Origin of the sequence: Vibrio iocasae (genome assembly GCF_042245395.1) — a bacterium.
GTDB lineage: Bacteria > Pseudomonadota > Gammaproteobacteria > Enterobacterales > Vibrionaceae > Vibrio > Vibrio iocasae.
The window spans coordinates 290,311-315,013 of record NZ_CP145310.1; the positions used below are offsets into that span (position 1 = coordinate 290,311).

23 protein-coding genes are annotated in these 24,703 nt (G+C 43.5%); 11 read left to right on the plus strand and 12 right to left on the minus strand.

All coding sequences use genetic code 11. The features are described 5' to 3' along the window. Window positions 1-549: 549 nt before the first annotated feature. From SNR28_RS01325 to SNR28_RS01345, 5 genes are all read right to left on the minus strand, one after another. Window positions 550-837 (minus strand): YkgJ family cysteine cluster protein, encoded by a 288-nt coding sequence (locus SNR28_RS01325; protein WP_375749219.1) that lies wholly within the window; start codon window positions 835-837, stop codon window positions 550-552. A gap of 6 nt (window positions 838-843) precedes the next feature. Next, window positions 844-981: a hypothetical protein gene (locus tag SNR28_RS01330; RefSeq protein WP_375749220.1), complete on the minus strand. Its 138-nt coding sequence runs from the start codon at window positions 979-981 to the stop codon at window positions 844-846. 401 nt (window positions 982-1,382) lie between these two features. Continuing rightward, window positions 1,383-1,595: a cold-shock protein gene (locus SNR28_RS01335; RefSeq protein WP_375749221.1), complete on the minus strand. Its 213-nt coding sequence runs from the start codon at window positions 1,593-1,595 to the stop codon at window positions 1,383-1,385. Window positions 1,596-2,145: 550 nt separating this feature from the next. Continuing rightward, on the minus strand, window positions 2,146-2,997 hold the full coding sequence (locus SNR28_RS01340; RefSeq protein ID WP_375749222.1) for an SDR family oxidoreductase: 852 nt from the start codon (window positions 2,995-2,997) through the stop codon (window positions 2,146-2,148). A gap of 72 nt (window positions 2,998-3,069) precedes the next feature. Next, entirely contained in the window at window positions 3,070-3,579 is a 510-nt protein-coding gene (locus SNR28_RS01345; protein WP_375749223.1) for a DUF2798 domain-containing protein, read from the minus strand. A gap of 97 nt (window positions 3,580-3,676) precedes the next feature. On the opposite strand from SNR28_RS01345, the gene SNR28_RS01350 reads away from it, so the two are divergent. Continuing rightward, window positions 3,677-4,099, plus strand: a complete 423-nt coding sequence (locus tag SNR28_RS01350) for a MarR family winged helix-turn-helix transcriptional regulator (protein WP_375749224.1) — start codon at window positions 3,677-3,679, stop codon at window positions 4,097-4,099. A gap of 74 nt (window positions 4,100-4,173) precedes the next feature. Next, window positions 4,174-5,424 (plus strand): DEAD/DEAH box helicase, encoded by a 1,251-nt coding sequence (locus tag SNR28_RS01355; RefSeq protein WP_375749225.1) that lies wholly within the window; start codon window positions 4,174-4,176, stop codon window positions 5,422-5,424. A 130-nt stretch (window positions 5,425-5,554) separates the two neighbouring features. Here the strand turns inward: SNR28_RS01355 and metE are convergent, their stop codons facing one another. Continuing rightward, window positions 5,555-7,837 carry a 5-methyltetrahydropteroyltriglutamate--homocysteine S-methyltransferase gene (gene metE / locus SNR28_RS01360; RefSeq protein WP_375749226.1) on the minus strand — a complete coding sequence of 761 codons (2,283 nt, stop codon included), beginning with the start codon at window positions 7,835-7,837 and terminating at the stop codon, window positions 5,555-5,557. 109 nt (window positions 7,838-7,946) lie between these two features. On the opposite strand from metE, the gene SNR28_RS01365 reads away from it, so the two are divergent. Continuing rightward, window positions 7,947-8,831 carry a LysR family transcriptional regulator gene (locus tag SNR28_RS01365; RefSeq protein WP_375749227.1) on the plus strand — a complete coding sequence of 295 codons (885 nt, stop codon included), beginning with the start codon at window positions 7,947-7,949 and terminating at the stop codon, window positions 8,829-8,831. Between the two features lie 182 nt (window positions 8,832-9,013). Here the strand turns inward: SNR28_RS01365 and SNR28_RS01370 are convergent, their stop codons facing one another. After that, entirely contained in the window at window positions 9,014-9,928 is a 915-nt protein-coding gene (locus tag SNR28_RS01370; RefSeq protein ID WP_375749228.1) for a LysR family transcriptional regulator, read from the minus strand. A 146-nt stretch (window positions 9,929-10,074) separates the two neighbouring features. Between SNR28_RS01370 and SNR28_RS01375 the strand changes: the two genes are divergently transcribed. From SNR28_RS01375 to SNR28_RS01390, 4 genes are all read left to right on the plus strand, one after another. After that, window positions 10,075-11,019, plus strand: coding sequence for an NAD(P)H-dependent oxidoreductase (locus SNR28_RS01375; RefSeq protein WP_375749229.1), 945 nt, complete (start codon window positions 10,075-10,077; stop codon window positions 11,017-11,019). Between the two features lie 35 nt (window positions 11,020-11,054). Beyond that, complete coding sequence (locus tag SNR28_RS01380) at window positions 11,055-11,621, plus strand: nuclear transport factor 2 family protein (protein WP_375749230.1); 567 nt, start codon at window positions 11,055-11,057, stop codon at window positions 11,619-11,621. Window positions 11,622-11,690: 69 nt separating this feature from the next. Then, window positions 11,691-12,383, plus strand: a complete 693-nt coding sequence (locus SNR28_RS01385; protein WP_375749231.1) for an SDR family NAD(P)-dependent oxidoreductase — start codon at window positions 11,691-11,693, stop codon at window positions 12,381-12,383. Window positions 12,384-12,513: 130 nt separating this feature from the next. Then, window positions 12,514-13,437, plus strand: a complete 924-nt coding sequence (locus tag SNR28_RS01390; RefSeq protein WP_375749232.1) for a LysR family transcriptional regulator — start codon at window positions 12,514-12,516, stop codon at window positions 13,435-13,437. 104 nt (window positions 13,438-13,541) lie between these two features. Here the strand turns inward: SNR28_RS01390 and norW are convergent, their stop codons facing one another. From norW to SNR28_RS01415, 5 genes are all read right to left on the minus strand, one after another. Then, on the minus strand, window positions 13,542-14,681 hold the full coding sequence (gene norW / locus SNR28_RS01395) for an NADH:flavorubredoxin reductase NorW (protein ID WP_375749233.1): 1,140 nt from the start codon (window positions 14,679-14,681) through the stop codon (window positions 13,542-13,544). Further along, complete coding sequence (gene norV / locus SNR28_RS01400; protein ID WP_375749234.1) at window positions 14,681-16,165, minus strand: anaerobic nitric oxide reductase flavorubredoxin; 1,485 nt, start codon at window positions 16,163-16,165, stop codon at window positions 14,681-14,683. The genes norW and norV overlap by 1 nt, the downstream gene beginning before the upstream one ends. A gap of 192 nt (window positions 16,166-16,357) precedes the next feature. Beyond that, window positions 16,358-18,172, minus strand: a complete 1,815-nt coding sequence (locus SNR28_RS01405; RefSeq protein WP_375749235.1) for a sensor histidine kinase — start codon at window positions 18,170-18,172, stop codon at window positions 16,358-16,360. Window positions 18,173-18,250: 78 nt separating this feature from the next. Then, window positions 18,251-19,420, minus strand: a complete 1,170-nt coding sequence (locus SNR28_RS01410) for an extracellular solute-binding protein (RefSeq protein WP_375749236.1) — start codon at window positions 19,418-19,420, stop codon at window positions 18,251-18,253. A 91-nt stretch (window positions 19,421-19,511) separates the two neighbouring features. Beyond that, window positions 19,512-20,324: a hypothetical protein gene (locus SNR28_RS01415; RefSeq protein WP_375749237.1), complete on the minus strand. Its 813-nt coding sequence runs from the start codon at window positions 20,322-20,324 to the stop codon at window positions 19,512-19,514. Between the two features lie 275 nt (window positions 20,325-20,599). Between SNR28_RS01415 and SNR28_RS01420 the strand changes: the two genes are divergently transcribed. The 4 genes from SNR28_RS01420 (at window position 20,600) to SNR28_RS01435 (ending at window position 24,688) form a co-directional block, all read left to right on the plus strand. Next, window positions 20,600-21,049 carry a hypothetical protein gene (locus SNR28_RS01420; RefSeq protein ID WP_375749238.1) on the plus strand — a complete coding sequence of 150 codons (450 nt, stop codon included), beginning with the start codon at window positions 20,600-20,602 and terminating at the stop codon, window positions 21,047-21,049. Window positions 21,050-21,372: 323 nt separating this feature from the next. After that, on the plus strand, window positions 21,373-22,656 hold the full coding sequence (locus SNR28_RS01425) for a nucleoside permease (protein WP_375749239.1): 1,284 nt from the start codon (window positions 21,373-21,375) through the stop codon (window positions 22,654-22,656). Between the two features lie 63 nt (window positions 22,657-22,719). After that, window positions 22,720-23,742: an ADP-ribosylglycohydrolase family protein gene (locus tag SNR28_RS01430; RefSeq protein ID WP_375749240.1), complete on the plus strand. Its 1,023-nt coding sequence runs from the start codon at window positions 22,720-22,722 to the stop codon at window positions 23,740-23,742. Next, on the plus strand, window positions 23,732-24,688 hold the full coding sequence (locus SNR28_RS01435; RefSeq protein WP_375749241.1) for a PfkB family carbohydrate kinase: 957 nt from the start codon (window positions 23,732-23,734) through the stop codon (window positions 24,686-24,688). Before SNR28_RS01430 ends, SNR28_RS01435 begins: the two co-directional genes overlap by 11 nt. The last annotated feature ends 15 nt before the right edge of the window (window positions 24,689-24,703 follow it).

Sequence of the window (24,703 nt, forward strand, 5' to 3'; positions counted from 1 at the left end):
TTTAGTGCTTGGTGAATATGAAAAGTTCAGAATATTAACAGTTTCCACAGCTAAAAACGTGACTAAATCACGCCACTTTACATTTGAACTGTGCAGTATCTACCGATATTGGATATTCACGAACCATGATTTGTTCTATTTACGAACTGAAAAACTCATATGACATCTCATGATTAATACTAAAACTGTCGTATCAAATTGAGCTTTTAAGTAAAAACTGATTTAGTTCTTCGCGAGTGGGGGACACTGCGTTGAGTTCTATTAAACGTATCAACAGCGGTTACGTATCGACCACATGTACTTTTTGAGTTTGTTCTTGAGGCATCTCTGCCCCTTTATGAGTCGGCAAGGTATTCGGGTGATAAATTTCGGCCTTACTTTTTCGACCATCCTAGTCTGAAAGTACGTCGAGATGCGGTGGAAGCTTTCTCCCATTTTCGAGCAATTTCGGTGTTTCTTACACGTATTTTCCTATTTGAATTGTTATGCAACAGCCTTGAAAGGCATTACTTGGAACTGAGCAAGATCTAGAGTTTTTTACACCATCACCTATCTGAAACTGTGCACTTCTTGGCATTCATAAGAGCCCATCTCAAAATCTCGACATATCCAAGTTCGGTTCTCATATATACTGCACTTGAAGGTTTCTCTATCTAGTGCTGAGCACCAGCCATCTGCCAGCCTAAGCATGGTCTCTGCACCCCAAGCATCTCTACCAATATGCTCTTCTGGAACTGAAGTGTCTGAAGTAATCATTACTTCAAGGCGGCAGCAGCAAGCCTTACAGTTTGAACAACTAATATTTGGCTCAATCTCGCTTTTGGCAGGTATGTTCATAAGAGATTACAGCTCAAATAGTTTATCAAAATCGCGTTTTTCAAGAATATCTTCGATTTTTCTTCTTGCTGATTTTGTATTTTCATTTTCACCTTCAAGTGGTTTATTTTCTTTTTTAGGTGATCTTTTTTTAATCTTATTCATTTGAGCTTTCCTTAGCATGGTTGTTAGTCAACTTTAAAAGTGCCTAACTTAACCCCAGAGGTTGATAATATACTTCCCATCATATTTGACCCGGAGAAGATAAATTCTAGATTATTCTGTTTGGAGTGAAGTTTGGGGAAAATGTGACGTTGTAGAATGTCACTATTAAGTTGATGTATGCTTGCTGACCAGTTTAGTTGTTCATTGACAAAGCAAAACTCTATTTGGAACATACGTTGAGCTCAGCTTTATTTGATCTTCTATGTTCATCACATAATTTTTTATACCAGTATCGCTGGCGACTAGTTCTTCGAGGCAATAAAACTCCTGAAATTTAAGTGTATTAGATGGTTATATGGAGAGAATACGGGTGTAATGCACTTGCATTACACCCATTGGTGCTATAGTGCAATTACGTTCGACGCTTGAGGGCCTTTTTGGCCTTGCTCAACGTTAAAGCTTACTTTTTGGCCTTCAGCTAGTGTTTTGAAGCCGTCAGACGCGATAGCTCTGAAATGTACAAATACATCAGCGCCACCATTGTCTTGTGAAATAAAGCCAAAGCCTTTTGTTTCGTTAAACCATTTAACTGAACCAGTTGTTTTAGTAGACATAGATACCTCTAAGAAATTAATAATATTGAAACTGCGAGCAACTGCTATTTAAAAAACTATGACGAGAAGCAATCGCAGGAGCTAAACGAAGGTATCGAAAGGAAACTGGGAGAGGGCTTGTACTAAATTTTCACTAATAGCTCGTTTGCAAGAGCTACGCGCACTATACAGGTTGTTTGGAAAATGAACAGCTTTATTTTATGTTTTTCAAAATTTGTTGAATTTGAGATAGCCCAGTTCAACATCAATAGTGATGAGCTATTTTTATGTTAATTAAATGCATAACTACAAATGCATGATAACTTTCAGTTAATGGAAAGTTTTGTCCATTTTCGAGCATGAGCGGCATCATCTGAAGTGGTGCCGTTCTGCTGTTTGGGAGATGGAATGCTCTATGATGGGTAGATTTCGTCCGAAGCAGCTAAGAAGGAAATGTGCACAGATGTGCTGGCAAGCATAAAAAGTGAAAATGCCCCATAGCTTGAGAACATATCTCAGATAGGACATTTTCGTTATCGTAGCTTACATAGACTTAAACCGATCTTAAGTATTATTTAACACTTCCTAATTGTGTGAAGTATTCTTGCCAGCTAACATGAGGGCGCCCTGTTGCTTGTTCAAAATGGCTAGGGTTATCAGACTTACCTTCTCGAATGCCTTGATAGATACCCGTAATCACAGTACCAATAAAATCACCAAGCTCGGCTATACGGTCTTTTTTGTAATCCTCCACACTCATAGACTCAAACTTCAAGTGAGTATCGAAAGCTAGATTCATCCATTCAGCCAATTGTGCTTGTGTGATAGCTTTGCCATGCAGATTATAAGTTTGGCCGTTGTGTTTATCTTCCGTCAGCATTCGTGCATAGGCGTAACCAAGTTCAGAGCGTGTTGTGTAGCCACATTTGCCACCTTCAGCGCAGTTAAAGATCCCCCCCAGTTTTTTATAGCTTTCGATGTATTCAACATCAGGTTCAATATAGATGCCATTGCGCCCAATAACCCACTCGAGACCGCTTTCTTGAACATCTTTCTCCGTTTGACGGTTACTCTGAACCACGGGAGAGAATGCAGTACCTTCTTCTGCACCTTGAACGCTGGTGTAGACAAGTTTCTTAACACCAGCTCTCTTTGCAGCATTAATCACATTACGATGCTGTCCGATGCGCACCTCTGGAGCGTCCATACCCGAAACAATCAGCAATGAGTCGACACCTTGCAGAGAATGTTCAAGTTGGACTGCGTCGTTATAATCTCCCTGTCTAACCTCAACACCTAGGTGAGAAGCTTTCTCTGGTGTTCTTGCTAGTGCAATAACACTCTCTTTTGATGTGTGTTCAATGACCGCTTTTACAATAGCAGTACCTAGTTGTCCACTTGCGGCGGTAACAGCGATTTTCATATTTCAATCTCCGGGATCATATCTCTTACCTTAAAATTATTGGTGTTGGTATCGTGTCGTAGGGTTGAACGACTAGCTCTTAAGGAACTTCTCAACCTTTGGCTTGATTGTTATCGATACGGTGGTCATAAGTACGAGTGCCACTGGAAGCGCACCAAGTACTCCGTCTATCCATGCTGCTAGAAATTCTGATTGGTTATCCACACCAACATTGTTATATGCACTAGTAAATGCCATGCCTGATTCCATAATCAGAGCCATGATCACGCCTACTAGCGCATCTCGTGCCTTCGTTGCCATGTTTGGTAACAGCTTTTCAGCCCCTTTCGTTAACAACGCCATCATGGTGAAGCCTAGAGGAATCACAGTGACTAGCGCGGTAAAAAAGTTTGTAGCCCAGTCTTTAAAGAAAGTGTCAGTAAAACCTAAGTTAAGGTACGTCATTGTACCGGTGATCGTGCCACCCATAAGGCTAACCATGCCCAACATTACTAAGACTTTCTGGATGATTGGCGTTTTCTCCTGCTCAGCTGTCTTTTGGTGACCAACTGCTGAGTCATTCATCACAGCTTGTATTGTCATTATGTTCTCCGGTCTTGAATTAGCTTTTAATTAAGTTGATAATGTCAACTATAATTACGTTAATTGATAATGTCAACTAGTTTGGCAGGAGTACTGTATGTCTGATCCGAAATCCCTAGATACGTTGTTTATGTTAGTTCATGGATTGAAGCGAAACGTACATGAAAACATAGAGACACTGAACTTAGATATCGCCCCCATGAATGTGCGCGTTTTAAAGATTATTTCAAAGAAACCGCAATGCACTGCAGTCGATATTGCAAACTTTCTAGATAGAGACAAGGCGCAAGTTACTCGTCTGCTTAGTAGCTTAATTAAACATGAACTGATAGTGAAAGAGCCTAACCCTGAAGATAAACGTAGCCAGTGCTTGCGCATTACCGAAGCAGGTCAAGCCATCATGATGAGAATCTCCGAGACTGATACAGCGATGCTAAAGAAAATGCAGAAAGGAATCGCTACCGAAGAGTTGGAACAGTTTTACAATGTTGCTCGCCAAATGGCCAAAAACTTAAAGTAACATTATTACTAACATCTTCGCGGCAAATAGCATAAGATGCACGACCTTTACCTAGCACTGAGCCACTCATCGTAATGACAGATAACACACAGCAAGTGACATTTGCCGATCTTGGTTTGATTCCAACTTTAGTTGAACGACTAGAATCCTTGGAATATAACCAGCCGACTCCAGTTCAATCTCATACTATTCCTTACGTACTTGAAGGACGAGATGTTGTTGGAGGCGCGAATACCGGTTCTGGTAAGACGGCTGCTTTTGCCTTGCCAATTTTGCAAAAAGTCTACCAGCAAGATTCATCATCTAATCGTCGCGGCAACTATGTGTCACATCTGATTTTGGTGCCAACTCGTGAGTTGGCATCACAGGTGGCTTACAACATTAAATCCTACTCGTACCATCTTAGAGATAAGATCAAAACGGTTGCGGTATTTGGCGGTGTATCGGTAAACCCTCAGATGCAGGCACTCCGTGGTGGTAGTGACATTATTGTCGCCACTCCGGGCCGCTTACTGGATCTAGTATCGAGTAACTCTATCAAGTTGGACCAAGTAAAAACTCTCGTCCTCGATGAAGCCGACCGTATGCTGAGCCTTGGATTTACTGATGAACTCAATAAGATTCTGGCACTTCTACCCGAGAAGAAACAGACATTATTGTTTTCTGCCACCTTCCCTGAAAAAGTTACGAACCTGGCTAAGAACTTACTGCACGATCCTGTTGAATTTCAGTTGCAGAGTGCGGAAGCCAGTACCTTGGTACAGCGTGTGTTTAGTGTTAACAAAGGCCAGAAGACCGCTGTACTTGCACACCTAATCAAACAGCACCAGTGGCGACAAACTTTGATTTTTGTTAATGCCAAGAATGCCTGTAATCACCTGGCTCAAAAGCTGTCAAAACGCGGTATCATCGCAGAGGTTTTCCATGGTGATAAGGGACAAGGTGCTCGTACGCGTGTGCTGGAAGGATTTAAGTCTGGCGAGATTCAAGTACTTATTGCTACTGATATCGCGGCTCGTGGTCTTGATATAGAAAAACTACCTGTGGTTATTAATTTCGACCTGCCACGTAGTCCTGCTGACTATATGCATCGAATTGGGCGCAGCGGTCGAGCGGGCGAAGTCGGCCTTGGGCTATCGCTTATTGACTACGATGACTATCACCACTTTAAAGTGATAGAGAAGAAAAATAAGTTTCAGCTTGAGCGTGAGCAGGTTGAGGGCTTTGAAGTGGAAGACGATCAAAGCGAAGCTTACTTTGCTCCGATGAAACCACGTCCAAAGCCTGCTGGTACTGGTAAAAAGAAGAAAAAGCGCAATCAGTAGAGTGTCGTTGGTGCGAGGTGGAGCACAACCTTCATACCTTCACAGGATTAAGGCCCGGCTAACTGGCCGGGCACACAGGTTATCAATGAGTTATGGTGTTGATGAACTTGATTTTATTTTAGGCATTGCCTTATCTCTCTGCGTTCTGACGCAGGATTCTAGTCGCTTCGATCATATTTTCTAAAGCTGGTATAACTTCGTCCCACTGGCGCGTCTTTAACCCACAATCCGGGTTTACCCAAAGTCGTTCTGCGGGGATGCGTTGTCCTGCTTTCTTCATTAGTTTCACTATCTGTTCAACCGAAGGGGTGTTTGGTGAGTGTATGTCGTATACGCCCGGACCAATTTCGTTTGGGTACTCAAACTCTTCAAATACGTCCAGCAACTCCATATCTGAACGAGAGGTCTCAATGGTGATGACATCTGCATCCATGTCTGCAATTGCCTGGATGATGTCGTTAAACTCCGAGTAACACATATGAGTGTGAATCTGAGTTGTATCTGATACGCCATTAGCTGAAATGCGGTAAGACTCGACAGCCCAGTCCAGATAGTGCTGCCATTCCGACTGACGAAGAGGCAAACCTTCCCTTAAGGCGGCTTCATCAATCTGAATGATGTTTACCCCTGCGGCTTCCAGGTCCTTCACTTCCTGCCGGATAGCTAACGCGAGTTGCAGACAAGATTCGCTGCGTGGTTGGTCATCACGTACAAACGACCAGTTAAGAATGGTTACCGGGCCAGTGAGCATCCCTTTCATTGGCTTATCGGTAATTGATTGAGCGTATTTGCTCCAGCCTGCGGTCATTGCTTTCGGGCGACTAATATCACCAAACAAAATAGGCGGCTTAACACAGCGGGAACCGTACGATTGTACCCAACCAAACTGACTGAATGCGTAACCTTCTAACTGTTCACCGAAGTACTCAACCATGTCGTTGCGTTCTGCTTCTCCGTGAACCAGTACATCCAGCCCGAGTTTTTCTTGTTCTCGGACGGCAAACTCAATTTCAGCTTCCATTTTATTGGTGTATTCATCCAGAGAGATCTCTTGCTTCTTATAGGCCAGACGTGTCTTACGAATCTCCGGAGTTTGAGGGAAGGAGCCAATGGTTGTCGTAGGGTAGAGTGGTAGTTTCAGGCTCTCAGATTGCTGTTTTGCTCTGGTTTTATATGGAGACTGACGCTCACCAAGTTCTGCAGTAATCTCTTTTACCGCCTTTTTTACCACTGGGTTATGAACTCGTGTTGATTCTGTTCTGGCTTTTAGTGCTTGTGCATTAGCTGCAAGCTCTGCTGCTACAGATTCTCTTCCAAGATTAATCGCTTTACCCAGTATTTCTAGCTCAATCAGTTTCTGTTTGGCGAAGGCGAGCCAATTTAAAATCTCTGAATCCAGTTTTTCTTCACTTTCCAAATCGACCGGTACATGGAGAAGGGAGCATGAGGGCGCTATCCACAATCGCTCACCAAGTTGATTTGCGATTGGCTCAAGCCAGTCTAGCGTTGAATTCAGATCCGTTTTCCAGATATTGCGACCATTGATTGCGCCAACTGACAGGATTTTCTCTTTCGGTAGTGTCTCGATAACAGTCGGTAACTCATCGTGCGCGCGAATGGCATCAATATGAATACCTTCGACAGGCAGCGAGCAAGCCAGCTCTAGGTTTTCTTTTAGCGTACCAAAATACGTTGCCAGTAAGAGTTTTGCACGGCTTTGGCTTAAAGCGCTATACGTGGTAACGAAAGCGTCTGTCCAATTGGCCTCTAACTCCGTAACCAAAATAGGTTCATCTATTTGAATCCAATCTGCTCCGGCATCTGAAAGCTTGTTTAGTAGCTCAGCATAAACAGGTAACAGTTTTTCAAGTAAATTTAGGCGGTCCGAATCATCTTTTGTTTTGCTTAACCATAGGTAAGTGACCGGACCGACTATCACAGGTTTTGTTTCAACACCTGTATCCTGAGCTTCCTTCAACTGACCGAGGATTCTCTCTGCATTTAGTGAAAATTGAGTGTCTGCCGTTACTTCTGGCACAATGTAGTGATAGTTAGTATCGAACCATTTTGTCATTTCGCCAGCATGAATATGATTGCATTTGCTGTCATTGGCAGAACGACCACGAGCAACCCGAAAATAGTTATCCAGTTCGCTGCCTTCTAGGACTTTTGCTCTTTCTGGCAGGTTGCCGACAAGGAAGCTCGTATCCAGAATCTGATCGTATAAAGAAAAATCGCCAACAGGAACAAGGTCGAGTGAACTTTGAGTTTTCCAATTAATTGCCCGAATAGAACTCGCTGTGTCCTGAAGTTCTGCTGCGCCAATTTCACCTTTCCAGAACTTTTCCAGTGCGAATTTAAGTTCTCGCTTTGCTCCGATACGTGGGAAGCCAAGGTTGTGTATTACTGCCATGTTTACTCTCTCCATTAGTATTGTTTGATAAAGATACTAATGGAGTCGATTCATGATGAATAATGGTATAAATTAATTAAATGATTATTTTTATTCATGAGTTTAACCAATGATTGACCGGATACATTTGCGAATTCTAAAAGCGATAGAGACCCAAGGCTCTTTAACGGCAGCAGCTAAAAGCTTGCATCTTACTCAGTCTGCATTGAGCCACACCATTAAAAAACTGGAGCATCAGATCGGCACGGATATCTGGACCAAAGAAGGTAGGGTACTAAAGCTCACTCAGGCGGGAGTCTATTTGCAGCGTGAGGCTTCGAGGCTGCTTCCACAACTTGAACGAGTGGATGAAGTGCTAGAGCAGTTTGCCAGTGGAGAAAAAGGAACACTAAGAATAGGAATGGAGTGCTATCCTTGCCATCATTGGTTGCAGCAAGTCATCCGGCCCTTTCTAAGAGATTGGCCAGATGTGGACATCGATATTAATCAGCGTTTCAAGTTTGGTGGTGTAGCGGCACTTTTTAACAACGAGATAGATTTGTTGATCACACCAGACCCTATCTATAAAACGGGAATTACTCATTTGCCCGTGTTTCTTTATGAACAAGTGTTGGTTGTTTCAAGTGAGCACTTACTGTCGCAAAAAGACTTTATAAAACCAGAAGAGCTCGCAACAGAGACGTTGTATACATACCCAATAGAAACCACTCGACTAGACGTCTTTCAGCAGTTCCTGATCCCTGCAGGCTGCCAGCCTAAGCGTCACAAAATGCTTGAGGATACGGACATGCTGCTGCAAATGGTGGTCGCAGGAAGAGGCGTTACTACTTTGCCATTGTGGCTGGCTGACGAGTATAAAAATACTTTTCCAATTGAGATTGTCAGATTGGGTGAAAACGGTATCCATAAGAAGATAAACATTGTCACCCGAGACTCATCGGTGAACGATCAACATATTCAGGCGCTGATCTCCTACGCAAAAGCGGAACGATGATATAGCATTTGAAGCATATGACCATAAGAGTGTACGTAGGCAATAGTTTTGGGAACATCTTTGAGTGTGGAGTAAGAAGCTAGATCATGATAAATAAGGTGTGAGCCACTTAATTGCTTAAGGGCTTTAATCCCAGAATAGCGTGACTCTGATTATTTGCACTATTAGATAAAAGCTAACAGTTATATTTCGTTTAACTTGGCCTTTTCGATTAAGAAATCGATCAACACTCGAGTTCTTCTGGCCTTCTGGCTGTTTTGAGAGAAGTAGACATAGAGTCCAGGAATGTCCGGCCAGTAATCTTCGAGTACCGGAACTAACGAGCCGTCTCGAAAGTGTTTATCGGTCAGAGGTGCAAGAAAACGACCAATACCAATGCCTTGTTTTGCGGCATCAATACTGATGTCCGTATCGTTCACCACCATAGCGAGCGGCATTTCGACGGTAATGGTGCTTCCATCTTGTTCCAAAAAGAGTGGGGCAAGCCTGTTAGAGGCACCGAACCGATATTGAATCAGCTTATGTTGTTCTAAGTCCAGCGGCTTTAGCGGAACACCATTTTTCTTTTTGTAATCAGGGGATACGAAAAGTGCTTCTTTTACCGGGTCTGTCAGTTTTCGAGCAACCAGACCCTCTTCGATTCTGTCACCAAATCGAATACCTACATCTATACCTTCTTTGATGATGTTTACTGAGGTATCTGATACGGATATTTCCAGCTCGATATCCGGATAGAGTTTGCAAAACTCCGGAAAGATAGGGCGGATAACACTTTGATATACAAATCGAGGCACTGTCATGCTTACTTTTCCCGACGGTGCGTGGGAGAGATCGTGTACCCCTTCCAGAGCATAATCGAGAGTAGCAATTGCATCTTTGGTGTTTTCGAGTAAGAATTTACCGGCTTCGGTTAGGCTCATCTGACGGGTTGAGCGACTGAACAAAGGCAGTCCCAGTTTTGTTTCTAACAACTTGAGCGACTGACTAACAGAAGGTGCCGCCATCTCCAGCTTTCTGGCTGCACCTCTTATACTGCCTTCCTTTGCAATGGTGTGAAAAATCACTATCTGGTTATAACTTGCGCCTGCACCTTTCATATTCAATCCGTTTTTCATCTATCGCTTATCTGAATCTGTAAGGAAAAGGCTAACAGTCTATTAGGTCTGTGTCATCTAGAGTTTACCACTCCACGCTTTAGAATTAACTCACCAACTGAGAGAAACAAATTCAAACCGGAGTAAACATGAGTAACGTAGTCGTAATTTCTGGTCACCCAAACCTGGATGAATCCTGGACTAACAAAGTTATCCTGAATGAACTGCAAGAGAACATCGAAAGCATTGATGTCCGTCGTCTGGATGTGCTTTACCCAGATTACAACATCGATATTGAAGCTGAGCAAAATGCACTTGTTGATGCTGATGTTGTTGTTCTTCAGTACCCATACTACTGGTACTCAGTGCCAGCGCTGCTGAAAAAGTGGATTGATGATGTATTCGCTTTCAACTTCGCATTTGGTCCTGAAGGTGACAAGCTGAAGAACAAGCACTTAATCCTTTCATTCACTGTAGGCGGTCCGGAAGAGTCTTATGACCCGCTTGGCTATAACCACTTTACAGTTGAGCAACTTGCTTACCCTTTGCAGCAAACGGCATACCTTGCGGGCATGGTATTCCAGAAACCTATTTACACACATCGCATGGTTTACATCCCTGGTGTTTACAACACTCAGGAAGAAGTTGAAGAGCGCGCACGTGACCATGCAAGTCGTCTTCTCAGCAAGATTGATGAACTGTCAAATTCAGTAGAAGCGAAGTTCGAGATGTTCGTTAAACAGTGGTTCAGCAAGTTTGATGAATTACCTGAAGACAACAGCTACTTCGTAGAGCAACTTTCTGAAGATCTTGTACTGACCGATCCAAACAGCACATTTAATGGCATTGCCGGATTTAACGATTGGTACAAGTCTCTGCTTGGCATGTTCAAGCCTGGCGTAATTCACCTTATCGAGCAGATTACTCTAAAACCAGCGGGTGAATCTGAGTATGAAGCAGAGCTACGTGTTCGTGTTCAGGGTGATATGACTAACGGTGAAAGCATTAACCAACTGTTCAATGAAAACTGGAAAGTGTCTTTTGATGCTGAAGGTGGTTTTAAAATTCACGGCTATCAAGTGGTAGCGGTTTAAACAAACTAAACTTGTTAACTTAGAGGATCAATACCATGAAAAATGTATTTACTCGCGCGCTATTGCTTGCAGGTCTTGTATCTACAGCAGCCTTCGCTGGTGATATGCCAATGGAAAACGCGAAAGCAGCTCAGGATGCTGTAGAGATCAATAACCCTGTGCTATGGCCTAAACCTGCGAATCCAGTTGCCGCTGGTTCTGAAAACAGCGATGCGCTAAAAGTGGTTCAAGGCTTCTTTGGTGCCTATGGTAAAGGTGATATGGAAGGTCTGAAGCAGTTTGTCGCTGAAGATGTTGAATGGCATATCCCAGGCCGTCATCAGCTAGCGGGGACTAAACGTGGTATTGATGAGTTCGTTGCTTTTTTCAACCAACTGGGTAAAGCGGGCTTTGCTGCTGAGGTGATGATTCTGGCTGCAAACGATACGTACGTTATCGATGCGCACCGTGGCTGGAGCTCTAAGGCTGATGAGAATGTCGATCTGAACTGGATTCTTCTTTACCAGATTGAAGATGGCAAGATCAAACGTGTACAGAACTTCTCTGGTGACCTATACGAGTCTGACAAGTTCTTCGACAAGTTTGCGGAATCAATGAAGTAGTTCCTGAAGCTACACAGCCTGTTGCCCTTGTCCCTGGCAACGGGCTGTTTATTTAGATAGAGGTAAGTTATGAGTACGAACAATCAAAAAACAGCGTTGGTTACTGGTGGCAATAGAGGTATTGGTAAAGCTATCGTTGAATCTTTAGCAGAACAAGGATTTGATGTTCTGCTTGCTTGCCGCGATGTAGAAGAGGGACTTCAAACAGCGCGTAGCATCAAAGGCAATATCTCGGTGGTGCAGCTTGAGCTTTCTGAACCTAAGAAGCTGAGCCGACAGATTAAGCATATCGATGCTGATCACCCACAAATCGATGTACTTGTTAACAACGCAGGTGTTTTGGAAGAGAGAAATTTTTCGAACCTGAGCAGTTCAGATCTGATGTACTCCATGCAAGTGAATGCGCTGTCAGCTTATGAGCTGATTCAGTTCTTTGGCAATAAAATGGCGAAGAATGGTTATGGACGTATCGTTAATGTCTCGTCTGGTTGGGGCGCTTTTTCTGATGGGTTGAGCGGCCCTACGGCGTACTCAATCAGTAAAGCAACGTTAAATGCCATCACTAAAGTGGCGGCTGGCAACTACCCAAATAGTGTCAAAGTTAATGCGATGTGTCCTGGCTGGGTTAGAACCCGAATGGGGGGCATGGCAGCAACTCGCTCTCCTGAAAAAGGTGCAGAAACCGCGGTATGGTTGGCAACGTTGGATAACAACGGGCCTAGCGGACAGTTCTTCCGAGATAAAAAACAGATCGACTGGTAGAGTTCGGAGCTACTACTCGGAGCTGCGAATGGGATAGTGAATCCCATTATCGGTGATCAATCAGTACGGTTTCGTCTGATATTATTTGCATCGGTCAGAGTGAATTAGAAGTTAGTATTTAGGGTGTGTTATGGATTTTGCCAGTAAGCTAGAGTTGCTATTAGATGTTGCCAAATACGGCTCGTTTTCTAAAGCAGCCGATAGTCGAAACATTGATCGCTCGGTTTTATCTAAACAGATCAAACAACTTGAAGGTGCGCTTGGCGTTAGGTTACTTAACCGAACGACTCGTTCTATCTCATTGACTGAAGTTGGTGAACGAATGGTCTCTCAGGCTCAAAAGGTGACAGACTTATTGGAAGAGACTTTGCACATGGCAGAGACTTTTCACAGTGAGCCTCAGGGGAATGTAAGAGTCTCCAGTTCTACCATGTTCGGCCGGATGTATTTGCACAAAGCGGCAGAGATTTTTGTTACCCGATACCCTAAAGCAAAAATAGAGCTGGTACTGAGTGATCACCGCGTGGATATGATCGGAGAGCGATTTGATCTTGTTTTCCGAATTGGTCCGATTCGTGAATCCAGTATGATTGCCAGAAGATTGGCACCTAACAGTGTGGCGCTGGTGGCTTCAAAGTCGTTCATTGAAAAAAATGGGTTTCCTGAAACCCCAGAAGAGCTGGTGAAACTGCCATCTATTATTTACTCAAACGGAAACATCCTGATAGACAGAGTGAATATCTCTGCGGGCCCCGGCATCACAGAACCGCGTTCATATCCTATCTGGGGCCAGTACACAGTTAATGAAACCGAGCTGATTGTGGAAGCCGCTAAATCAGGCTTGGGATATGCTCAAGTCGGTCATTTTATGATGGCCGATGATCTTGAGTCTCAAGGATTAGTGCAACTGCTGCCGGAGTATGAACTGCCATCCTTTGGTGATATATATGCGATGTACTCCCACAGAAATCAGCCGCCTCTGGTTAAGAGCTTTTTGGAGATTGTGCAGGAAGTCATTGGTACGCCTCCGGTTTGGATGAAGAACTTTGCTTAACCTGACTTAATCTGACTTGACCTAGAACGGCATGATCAAAAGTAGCGTTTAAGAAGAGGCCTATGCTACAAAAGCAAAGGCCCCATTTTTAAGTACTGCTGTGGTTAACTGGTCTGTACTTCTCTAAACAGTGGGAAAGCTTGACTCAGATTGTCTTTGGTAACAATGAACCCAGTGGTTTTATGTTCTGAATTTGACGCTTTGGCAGTAATCCCTTTGTCTGTTATCTCGATGTTCCAGTTAGACTCATGGTTGTGATTTCCGCCTAACTGAATTGGATAACCAGGGGTTTTCACCTTCACCATCATTGGTGGTAACTTGAGTTCCGCATTTTCTCCCATTAGCTCTGCGGCCAGTGCATTTGCACTCAAAATGATTGGCTGAAGGAAAGCCATTACTTTCCCATTTATTTCTGCACAATCGCCAATGGCATAAACATCATCGATTGACGTTTTTAGCTGGTTATCGACAACAATACCTCTATTCACGTCGGCTCCTGCGACCCTAGCCAAATCTGTGTTAGGTACTAATCCAGCAGCAGAAATGACGCTATCTATCGAATAGCAAAAACCTTTGTTAGTCGTCGCGATTAGGACATCACTCTGGTGTTGTACTGAAACCACATAATCAAGACATTCGACTCTGACTCCGTCGCTTCGTAACTGTTTTTCCAGTTCAGTCGAGACAAACTCAGGCAGAATATTTGTCATTAGGTGCGCACCGGGCTCCACCATGGTGATTTGCTTACCACTGCTCGCAAGATCCATTGCCAGCTCGGTACCAATTAAACCACCGCCCATAATCAGAATGCGTTTTGAGTTGGCGATTTTTTGCTGCGATGCCTGATACTCTTCCAAGCTATTTAGTGTGATTATCTGTCCAGCGGCATCACCATCCATCTTTGGAACAAAGGTTTTTGCACCAGTTGCCAGGACCAATTTAGAGTATTGATAACTCGTACCATTCGCTGAAATGGTTTTCTCTTGAGTATCGATGTTTTCTACTCTGGTATTGGTAAACAACTCGACCTGATGTTGCTCAGCAAAAATTGCCGCTGAGCTAGTGATAAGATCCGCGGCCGTTTGTTTTCGGGTAAACACATGGCTTAAATCGGGCTTGTTGTACTCATCACCGTTATCCGCCGTAAAAAGCTGAATTGGCAGATTACTGTTTTTCCGACGTAGTGTTTTTACTAACTGGTAAGCGGCAAAGCCGCTACCAACAATGATCAAAGGAGCACTCATTAAGCTGCCTCCTTGCCATCTTTTTTATGTTCGGCAAAAACCTCTTTACCCAGATTACAGTCAGGGCACAGGAAGTAGTCAGGTACGTCATCCCATGCGGTTCCCGGCTCGACACCCTGATTCGGTTCGCCGATTTCAGGATCGTAAACCCAGTTACACACGGTGCAGATCATGCATTGGCAATCTTCTGGGTGTGCTTTGTTTGCATCGGATTCTACTAATGGTGACACAGGTTTCGCTTCTATAGGTGTCACCGTTAGTGGTTCTACAGTTCTCAGGTTTTCGCTGTTAAGTGTCCACTGTTTTGCTATCTGACGGCCATGTTCACGACATTCTCTCATTGCTTTCCCATCCGGTCGCCATTTGGTTTTCAAGCTCACTGCAGTTTCAAAACCTGCGTCCGTCAGACGAGCATGAATACGATCTACAGCACCACCGTTCCAGCCATAGCTGCCAAATGCTGCAGCTTTTTTGTTTTTGAATCTTAACCCGGTGATCTCTTCCAGCATTCCTGCGATCTTTGGCATCATTACGTTGTTCATTGTTGATGAGCCGACGAATACCCCTTTAGAGCGGAATACGTTAGCCAAAATCTCGTTCTTATCATGCTTGGAGACATTAAACACTTTTACCGCCACTTTCGGATCAACATCGTGAATGCCCTGTGCAATCGCGTCAGCCATCATGCGGGTGTTGTTAGACATTGAATCGTAGAAAATAGTAATACGGTCTTCCTGATAGTTGTCTGCCCACTCCAGATACTGGTGGACGATTTGAGTTGGGTTCTCGCGCCAGACAATACCGTGTGAGGTTGCGATCATATCGACAGGTACGTTAAAACTTAGAACTTCCTTGATCTTAGCCGTAACCAGACCACTGAAAGGGATCAGTATGTTGGAGTAGTAGCGAAGGCATTGGTCCATCAGTTCATTCTGATCGACTTCATCATTAAACAGGTGTTCGTCACAGTAGTGCTGACCAAATGCATCATTGCTGAACAGTACCGCATCCCCAGTCATATAGGTCATCATGCTGTCCGGCCAGTGAAGCATTGGTGCTTCGATAAAGATCAGTTGTTTACCACTACCAATGTCTATGGTGTCTCCGGTTTTTACTGTTTTGAAGTTCCACTCTGGGTGGTGGTGATGGCCCACAATCGAGTCGATGGCAGCCTCGGTACAGTAGATGGGGGTTCCTGGGATCTTCTCCATCAAAGCAGACAGGGCACCTGAATGGTCTTCTTCCGCGTGGTTTACCACAATAAAATCGATCTGATTCAGATCGATTTCCATTTCCAGATTCTGAAGAAACTGATGGCTGAAACGGTGATCGACGGTATCGATAAGTACGGTTTTTTCTTCTCTAATCAGATAACTGTTGTAGCTGGTGCCTTTTGTCATTTTGTATTCTGTACCATGGAAGTCCTGTACTTCCCAGTCACGTTGGCCAACCCAGTGAATATTGTTTTTTACGTGAATTGTCATTTTCTCTTACCTTAAACAGTTACTACATTTTGTTTGTATAAGAGCAGGATGTGTGCCAAATATATTAATGTATTTAATATCAGCTAGTTATGATTGTTTAATTGATTTATTTTGTCATTATGATAAATTAATTAAGTTGTCATATGGATATTAATATCATCAGAATGACAAAGTTACTCAATGACAATATGATCAACTAATCGGGATTGTTATTTGAAACATCAAGCCTGATGTTTCGGTGGATCTCGTCGCTCTAATCGAACCACTAAGCTTTTGGCAGACCACGTTATAGACGATATGCAGTCCCAAGCCAATATGACCTGAATGTCTCTCTGTGGTGTAAAATGGGTCAAATATTCTGGTGAGTGTTTCCTCGTCAGTTCCTCTGCCATCATCCACAAAATTGATCACTAAATCACTGCCTGATTTTTGATAGTTGAGCACGATGTGATGCTCTGACTCTGGAGAGAATCCGTGAGATAAACTATTGAGTATCAGTTGACTAATTACTCGTCCTAGTGCCCCTGCATCTGTATAGATCGCAAGATCCTGATCACCATTGATTTCGAATGAAACCTTATATTTATCGATCTCTGAAGAGAGAGTACCAAACACCTCGCTGAGATAGTCACCTACTACAAATTCTCTTTTATTGCCTGTTACGTTTTCAACGGATACCTCTTTGAAAGTTCTGACCAGAGAAGCGCTTCGCTGTAAATTGCTTTCGATAAGTGGAATGGCTTCAATACAGGCTTCCAAATGCATTTTCATCTCATCACTGGTGAGTGTTGCGGCACTGTATTTTGATTCAAGTATCGTTAATTGTTCCGAAAGGATGGACATTGCGGTCATGGAGTTGCCCATCGGAGTGTTGAGTTCATGTGCCACACCGGCTACCAACTTGCCTAATTGAGCATTTTTCTCCGACTCAACCAAATGCTCCTGAAGGTCACGAACTTCTTCCAGAGTTTGCTCCAATTCCAGGTTTGCTGTTGAAAGCTGTTGAGTACGTTTTTCTACCATACGTTCAAGCTCAGACTGGTCACTGATCACTCTTTGCTGGAGCACATTAAGTAATCCTATGATTTGAGCCGGTTCGCGATATTTTGGGCTGGCGTTGATTTGTTGGTAATTGCCAAGAGAGAGTGTTTCAACTGCTTTAGTTACTTCCTGGTAAGGAGACAAGAGCTTCCGGATTCCTAAAAACGAGATGATTGATATAACGATGAGTGCAGCAATAAGCCCGATTGTCAGTTTGACCGTGTACTGCTTCACCTGATCTTTAATGGGGGCGAACGGGACCCCCACCTCGACCGAGAGCTTTAGGTTACCTTTTGCTGATCTGACACTCTCATTACGAATAAATCCTGATGGTGACTCACTACTCTTATAGATACTGATGTCATTCAATTCTAAAGACAACAGAGACGCCTCTAAGGTGTTGTCGGATATGGTTTTAACAACCGATGAAACCGGTCTTAGTAGCGCCAGTGTTCCTGTGTGCGTGCTGGCGGGAGCTTCTATAAGCGTATCCAGATGAAGTGGTACGTAAAACACTATTGTTGGAATGAGTTCTGTTTTCGAAAAATCTGGATCTGGTAGATTAAGAATTTGGAACTGCACTTCTTTTACTTTATTAGCATCTAGATTATCGGCCGGTGGAAGGTAACTGCTGTCTACCAACAACCATTCGATGGGAGTTGCTTCGGTTGCTTCCCATTCACGGTCAAAGATGATCGCCCCTGAGTCGAGCTCCTCACTTAACAGGCTGTTCTCTATTTTCGTCAGAGCATTGCTCGCAAATACACTACTCTTTGCAGCAGCTGAAACATCGTTATCTGCTGCGACTTTTATAAGGTTGCTCGTGAGTGTGTCCAGCTCGGAGGAAATCTTGTCGGCTAAAAGATTGGCCTGAAATTGAGCAAAGTCATACCCTTTCTGCTCCAGATCAGACTGCAACGTGATAATAAGCAACACACTTAACACAGCGGCAGGAATAATGGCCATCGCTATACTAAAAGCGATAAAGAGCATCCTGATTGGGGGGAGATTTCTATAGGCTCGATTCATGTTTTTTTAGTTGTGTCACTTCTGTCGGTTTAACTCTTTTAATGTGTGTTTTTGCATTAGTTGAACTGCTTTGTCTGATTCAGTTTTACCCCTCATAAAAATGGTGACGCCTTTTTGCATTCCTAGCCATGCAGCTGCCATAGCCTGATTAGGCGGCATCAGGATAGACTGATTTAACTGTTCAAGCATCGTTTGGAAATTAGGGTCATTTTCGAGTTCATTAGCAACCAATTTGTAGGCTTCTGTTTTTGCGGGCATCATTCCTACGTAATGATGCAGCAAAACTTGATGCTCAACGCTTTGGATATGTTGTATGAACTCATTGAGCAGCTTTTGCTTATCACCATTTAGCGAATTACCAGGGAATAATAGAGCGATTGAGGAGTAGAAAGAGTGCATTGGCTTTCCTTCTACCTCGGGCATAAGAGCTACACCCAGGTCGGTTCCTAGTTCCTCACGATACGTTTTATATGCCCAGTCGCCATTTATTGAATAGGCATATTTGTTGTCGATAAAGTCCTGATGTACACAGCTATAATCACACCCTGAACTAATACCAGCCATTTCAGCCTGCTTTTTGTATAACTCCAAACCCATCTGTATTTGCTTGTTGTCAAAACTGATGTCCGATCCATTTATGGGACTCCCTCCAAATGCGGTAAGAAATGGGATTACCCAGTACATCTCATCGGTTTTCCAGCTAATCAATGAAGCACCTTTACTCTCGATTTCTGACTTTTGAGCACTCATCTCTTCCCAATTGTTAGCGGGTTCAGAAATAAGTTGTTTGTTGTAGTAGAGGAGTAAGTGATTTCCGAACAACAAGGGAATGCCGAATTGCTTACCATTGTCTGTCACACTCGCTTTAGCTAAAGGTAAAGACTCCTGATTAAATGATTCTGGAACTTCAGAGAGGTTTAAGCTGTTTCTGTTTCCGATAAAATCGGATGGTGCAACAAGTATGTCGGGAGCTGCTTCGGAGTTTGAGTTTTTTAAGGCAGTGAGCTTGAGGACTCCCGTTGGCATGTAATGAACGCTCAACTTTGCCCCTGTTTTCAGCTCGAAAATCTGACCAACCTTTTCATAGAGAAGCTTGGCTTGATATTTATCATGCCAAAGAGTTAGCTCCTGCTGAGCATAAATAGGGCCGGAGCAAATAAGCAAAAATAAAAGAAGGTGCTTCACTAAAATTTATCTCTAAAATCCGTTAGATACCTTCTAATATTAGTCGAATATGTTGAAAACGGTAGAGCTCAGCTGGGACGTAGCCTAACCATTATTCGTTGTACGAAACGCTATTACAAAACTCTTCAGAGCCTATTCCATAGGCCTCAACACAATAGTTGAATATAGAGCCATCCACTCTCATCTCATGAAGTGTTTTTTCGATAATCGGTACGAGTTCCTTATGCGCTCTGTTTAGGTAGGGATACAAGGTATTGGTAGAAAGAGCGCCGGCTGAAATCAGCTCATTACTAAAGTCGGCTGAATGAGTGAGAGGGAACAGGGTGATGTTGCCGTGTACAAAGATATCAATTCTGTCGTGTTTAACTTTTTGTAGGGAGTGCATTGCACTGGAAGAGTCTGTCAGGTTTCCCTTGGATACGCGTTTAGTGAGCTCTTTCTCGGCAAGTAATATTCCACGAACATATTCAACTCGAAATCTTGTGTTGTTCAGGCTATCCCAGTTTTGTACTTCTATGTTCTTGTTATTTTGAGTGATGGCAAGCATGGAAAGCTTAACAAGAGGAAAGTTGATTCTTATTTGTTCTTTTTGCTTATCCTGATACTGAAAAACGCTGGTGACCTGACCGTCTATTTTTCCGGTGTCTGCGTAAAAGGCGCCTCGTGCTTTGGGGAAATAAACCATCTTCAGAGGGACGTTTATTCGTTCATACAGATCCCGATAAACTTTTGTCATCCAGATTTCGGCAGGAGAACCCTCTGGATGGTTGTTGTTGATGACTAAAGGATCTGTTGCGGTTGTTATTGCCGCCTCTGATGTCCCGATTGAACAGATTAAGAGTGACAGGCAAAGGCTCGTAAGCGTAATAGACCGATTAAAGTGAAATATATTTCGAGTAGCCACGTTGTTGTTTCTTCTTATTTGTGTTGGATGATTTCCAGTTTTTATACCCAAATTGTAGTACATCGCTGAGACGTGATTAGATAGATGTAAAAGTATTCTTGTGGCCTTGGTAGTTTGCTTGTTTAAAGTTCCCCTGAAATTGATAGTTTTGGCTGATATAAGTACCGAGTTCATAATTTTATGATAAACACTCAAAATTCCATTTTTTTCATAGATTAATTAAATAGATGCGTCATAATGATAGTTATCTCTTTAAATGTTGTACTGAGTGCTGAATGGAATCCAGACAAGTCCACAGGAATGTATCAAATAGCTCCGTCGCTAAGTTTCTGGCGTTGATGAAAATCGTTCCCCGCAATCCGGTGGAGCGACAGCAGTGCGAGCAGCTTTATTTACAATTCTCAAGCGAAGTACACGATAGGCTTTACAAAGCGGTGACGAATGTTGTTACTGCGATGGGGCTTGAAGAGGTTCCACCAAAGTTAGGCGCGAACATGAAAATGATTCTTGCGCGTTCTCTCCGAAAGCTAATGACTGCTTGTATCTCCGGAAAAATGAGTTTTCTTACTGCATCTAATCTGGTCGCTCAGGGGCAGATTTATTTTAGTGTGGTGAATGAACTTGAGAAAACCATGTATGGAGACAGATCTGACCATCACTTTGTCGGCTTGATGAACTCGCTGGAAGATACGAAAGAGTCACAGCCGATCGCAAAGGCTTCATAACTCTTTTCTTGAACGCTAAAACCAAACTATCTAACAGTACACCCAGTGCTGAATTTCTCTTATCTTCAACAAGCAGCCGCTGTGGAAATAGTACCAACTTAATTCCAAGGTCTTCTTTTCATCTACTCGCTTACTAAGAGCGTATAAAAGCAATTTTATAACAACAAGTTACAACCAAAAGTCATAAGTTTCCTGCTGAGTGTATACTTAACAGGAACGATCTGGTTCGGATTCTAGATCACAAAATAACCACCTTGGTATTGTATTGGTATTATATAATTAATACCATGTATTCGTACCCTACAGTACCAAAGGACATAAATATGAAATCAACAAATTTAAAACTATCATTCATGATGTTCATTGAATGGTTTATATGGGGAGCATGGTTTGTTCCTCTTTGGCAAATCCTTAGCAAGAACGGATTTACTCCAACAGAGATTGCATGGTCGTATGCTTGTACTGCTATTGCTGCTATCTTGTCACCAATTTTGGTTGGCTCTATAACCGACCGATTCTTCCCGGCACAGAAAGTGCTGTCTGTCATGCTGTTGGCAGGTGCAGCTCTCATGTACTTTGCAGCGCAACAAACTGAATTTTCTAGTTTCTTCCCTCTATTGTTGCTCTACGCATTAACGTATATGCCGACTATCGCACTTACTAACAGTATTGCGTTCTCCAACGTGGAAGATGTCGAGAGAGACTTCCCTAGAATCAGGGTGTTAGGTACGATTGGCTGGATCGCATCGGGTATTGCTGTGGGCTTCCTTCCAGGCTGGCTTGGCTATGGCGACATCTCTTCAAGCAACATTCCGCTAATCATTACTGCGCTGGCTTCTGCACTGTTAGGTGTATTTGCGTTGATTCTTCCAAACACACCACCAAAGAGTACTGGCAAACTGAACCTTAAAGTCATGCTTGGTCTTGATGCTGTTGTGCTTCTGAAAGACCGTAACTTCCTGGCATTCTTCGTTTGTTCGTTTATGTTCAGCATGCCATTGGCTTTCTATTACATCTTCGCGAACGGCTTCCTGACAGAAGTGGGCATGAGCAACGCGACCGGTTGGATGACGTTAGGTCAGTTCTCAGAAATCTTCTTCATGTTAGCGTTGCCGTTCTTCACTAAACGGTATGGTATTAAAAAGGTATTGTTACTTGGTCTCTTTACGGCGGCAGTTCGTTACGGATTTTTCGTATACGGTAGCGCGGACACCTGGTACCTGTACTCACTATTGTTTGCCGGAATTTTGCTTCACGGTGTGAGCTACGACTTCTACTTCGTAACGGCTTATATCTACGTAGATAAAAAAGCACCCGCTCATATGCGTACCGCAGCGCAAGGCCTCATCACTTTAGGTTGTCAGGGTATAGGTAGCTTGTTGGGTTACCGTCTTGGTGGCTTATTGATGGAAAAAATGTTCGCTTACGATGAACCACAAAATGGATTGACCTTCGACTGGGCAGGTATGTGGGGATTCGGTGGTGCAATGATTGCCGTGATTCTGGTTGTCTTTATGTTCTTCTTCAGAGAACCAAATGGTGAGATTCAGGAGATTGAAGTCACTGAAAAAAAGGCGGAACCAAGTGCTGAGAAAGCACAGGCGTAATCTCTATTGCTGCCCGGTGTTATCAATGCCGGGCAGATATTAATCTGATTTTGGTGTAGTAAGATGAATGATATTAAAAAGAACAAGATACTGGGCGCATTTTATGGTCAGGCTTTAGGTGATTCCATGGGAATGCCTTCTGAACTATGGCCCAGAAGCAGAGTGAAATCTCACTTTGGCTGGATAGATTCTTTCCTGCCAGGTCCGGCAGAGAACAACGCGGCTTGTTATTTCGATGCCTGCCAGTTTACAGATGATACATCGATGGCATTAGCACTAGCAGATGCGATTGTTGAATGTGATGGCGACATTGTTCCAGAGGTGATTGCCCGCAATATATTAAACTGGGCCGATGGCTTCGATGCTTTCAATAAAAACATCTTCGGTCCATCTTCAAAAGCAGCGATGCGCTCCATTAAAGAGGGAACTCCGATTAGCGAGCTGGAAAACAATGGTGTGACTAACGGTGCTGCTATGAGGGTATCACCAATGGGATGTTTGTTGCCGACCAATGATCTCGACCAGTTTATCGATCAGGTTGCTTTGGCATCCAGCCCGACCCACAAATCCGATGTCGCGATTTCTGGTGCTGTTGTTATTGCATGGGCCGTTTCAAAAGCAATAGAAGGTGAATCTTGGGAATCGATCAGAGAACAGTTACCGGCCATTGCTATTGCTGCTCAAAGCAAAGAAGTGACAACGTTTAGTGCTTCTATGGGAGCTCGTATTGAACTGGCACTTTCTGTTGTCAGAGAAGCACGCGGAACGGAAAGTGCGATGGAGCAGGTTTATAACCTTGTAGGTGCCGGAGTGAGCACTATCGAGTCTGTACCGGCTGCAATTGCCATGGTTGAGTTAGCGGAAACCGATCCAAATCGTTGCGCTGTTTTGTGTGCTAATTTAGGTGGAGATACGGATACCATAGGTGCAATGGCTACCGCTATCTGCGGTGCTTTAAACGGTATTGATTCCATTGATGCGGGTTTAATCAAACAGCTTGATGATGAAAACCAATTAGACTTCGAAGGTTACGCCAGTAAGTTTATCCAATTACGCCAATTGAAGGAGCAATCCTATGCCTGTTAACGCATTGATCAAAAAGCTTCCTGCTCTGAACAATCAGCGACAGCTTTGTCTGGTGGGCGCTGCGGTGGTTGATATCATTTCTGAAGTCGATGAACTGCCAAAGCGCGGTACCGACATTGAACTCAGAGAAAAAGGTGTTCATGTTGGTGGCTGTGCTCTGAATATTGCGATTGCAGTAAACCGACTGGGCCTGAGCTCTTTGAATGCTCTTCCTATGGGGAGAGGCAAATGGGCAGATGTCATTGAGTCGGCTTTGGCGGAAAAATCGATTACCAGCAATTTGCGTAATGAAAATGGTGATAACGGTTGGTGTATGGCACTTGTTGAGCCTGATGGAGAACGCACTTTTCTGTCGGTGAGTGGTGTAGAGAATGACTGGAACGAACAGACGCTCGCTCAATTGCCTATCGAACAAGATGCCATAATTTATCTTTCAGGATATCAACTTGCCTCTGAAAGTGGTTCGACACTAATTAGCTGGCTGGAGTCATTATCAGAATCTATTGATATCTTTGTGGACTTTGGCCCCAGAATCGCGGACATTTCTGACGACGTGTTTAAGCGTTTAGTCGCTTTGAAACCAATCATTTCTTTGAACCGACAGGAAGCAGACGTTCTCGGCATGCAAGAGATTGATATTTATGTTCAGAATTGGTTTGAACAGTATCAATGCCCGCTTATATTGAGAATCGACAGCGATGGTGCTTTGTATTCAGATGGAAAGAGCAGTGGCCATGTTCCACCGTTAAAGGCCAATGTTGTCGATACTATTGGAGCAGGGGACAACCATGCAGGAGGCGTGTTAGCGGGACTGGCATCTGGTTGGTCTCTTTCAGACTCTATCTTGCTTGGTAATGCTGTCGCCTCTTATGTTGTCAGCCATGCTGGTGGTGACTGTGCTCCGAATCAGGATGAGATGACGGACTACCTTCAGCGTTATCTTTAAACTCTTCCGGACTTA

Bases quoted from the DNA above. Each gene is read 5' to 3' on its own strand.
- SNR28_RS01355 (WP_375749225.1), top strand. From the start codon at position 4,174: ATGACAGATAACACACAGCAAGTGACATTTGCCGATCTTGGTTTGATT.
- SNR28_RS01350 (WP_375749224.1), top strand. From the start codon at position 3,677: ATGTCTGATCCGAAATCCCTAGATACGTTGTTTATGTTAGTTCATGGA.
- SNR28_RS01420 (WP_375749238.1), top strand. From the start codon at position 20,600: ATGGAATCCAGACAAGTCCACAGGAATGTATCAAATAGCTCCGTCGCT.
- SNR28_RS01330 (WP_375749220.1), bottom strand. From the start codon at position 981: ATGAATAAGATTAAAAAAAGATCACCTAAAAAAGAAAATAAACCACTT.
- SNR28_RS01370 (WP_375749228.1), bottom strand. From the start codon at position 9,928: ATGAAAGGTGCAGGCGCAAGTTATAACCAGATAGTGATTTTTCACACC.
- SNR28_RS01425 (WP_375749239.1), top strand. From the start codon at position 21,373: ATGAAATCAACAAATTTAAAACTATCATTCATGATGTTCATTGAATGG.
- SNR28_RS01375 (WP_375749229.1), top strand. From the start codon at position 10,075: ATGAGTAACGTAGTCGTAATTTCTGGTCACCCAAACCTGGATGAATCC.
- SNR28_RS01385 (WP_375749231.1), top strand. From the start codon at position 11,691: ATGAGTACGAACAATCAAAAAACAGCGTTGGTTACTGGTGGCAATAGA.
- SNR28_RS01430 (WP_375749240.1), top strand. From the start codon at position 22,720: ATGAATGATATTAAAAAGAACAAGATACTGGGCGCATTTTATGGTCAG.
- SNR28_RS01380 (WP_375749230.1), top strand. From the start codon at position 11,055: ATGAAAAATGTATTTACTCGCGCGCTATTGCTTGCAGGTCTTGTATCT.
- norW (WP_375749233.1), bottom strand. From the start codon at position 14,681: ATGAGTGCTCCTTTGATCATTGTTGGTAGCGGCTTTGCCGCTTACCAG.
- SNR28_RS01340 (WP_375749222.1), bottom strand. From the start codon at position 2,997: ATGAAAATCGCTGTTACCGCCGCAAGTGGACAACTAGGTACTGCTATT.
- SNR28_RS01325 (WP_375749219.1), bottom strand. From the start codon at position 837: ATGAACATACCTGCCAAAAGCGAGATTGAGCCAAATATTAGTTGTTCA.
- norV (WP_375749234.1), bottom strand. From the start codon at position 16,165: ATGACAATTCACGTAAAAAACAATATTCACTGGGTTGGCCAACGTGAC.
- SNR28_RS01435 (WP_375749241.1), top strand. From the start codon at position 23,732: ATGCCTGTTAACGCATTGATCAAAAAGCTTCCTGCTCTGAACAATCAG.
- SNR28_RS01365 (WP_375749227.1), top strand. From the start codon at position 7,947: ATGATTGACCGGATACATTTGCGAATTCTAAAAGCGATAGAGACCCAA.
- SNR28_RS01345 (WP_375749223.1), bottom strand. From the start codon at position 3,579: ATGACAATACAAGCTGTGATGAATGACTCAGCAGTTGGTCACCAAAAG.
- SNR28_RS01390 (WP_375749232.1), top strand. From the start codon at position 12,514: ATGGATTTTGCCAGTAAGCTAGAGTTGCTATTAGATGTTGCCAAATAC.
- metE (WP_375749226.1), bottom strand. From the start codon at position 7,837: ATGGCAGTAATACACAACCTTGGCTTCCCACGTATCGGAGCAAAGCGA.
- SNR28_RS01405 (WP_375749235.1), bottom strand. From the start codon at position 18,172: ATGGCCATTATTCCTGCCGCTGTGTTAAGTGTGTTGCTTATTATCACG.
- SNR28_RS01335 (WP_375749221.1), bottom strand. From the start codon at position 1,595: ATGTCTACTAAAACAACTGGTTCAGTTAAATGGTTTAACGAAACAAAA.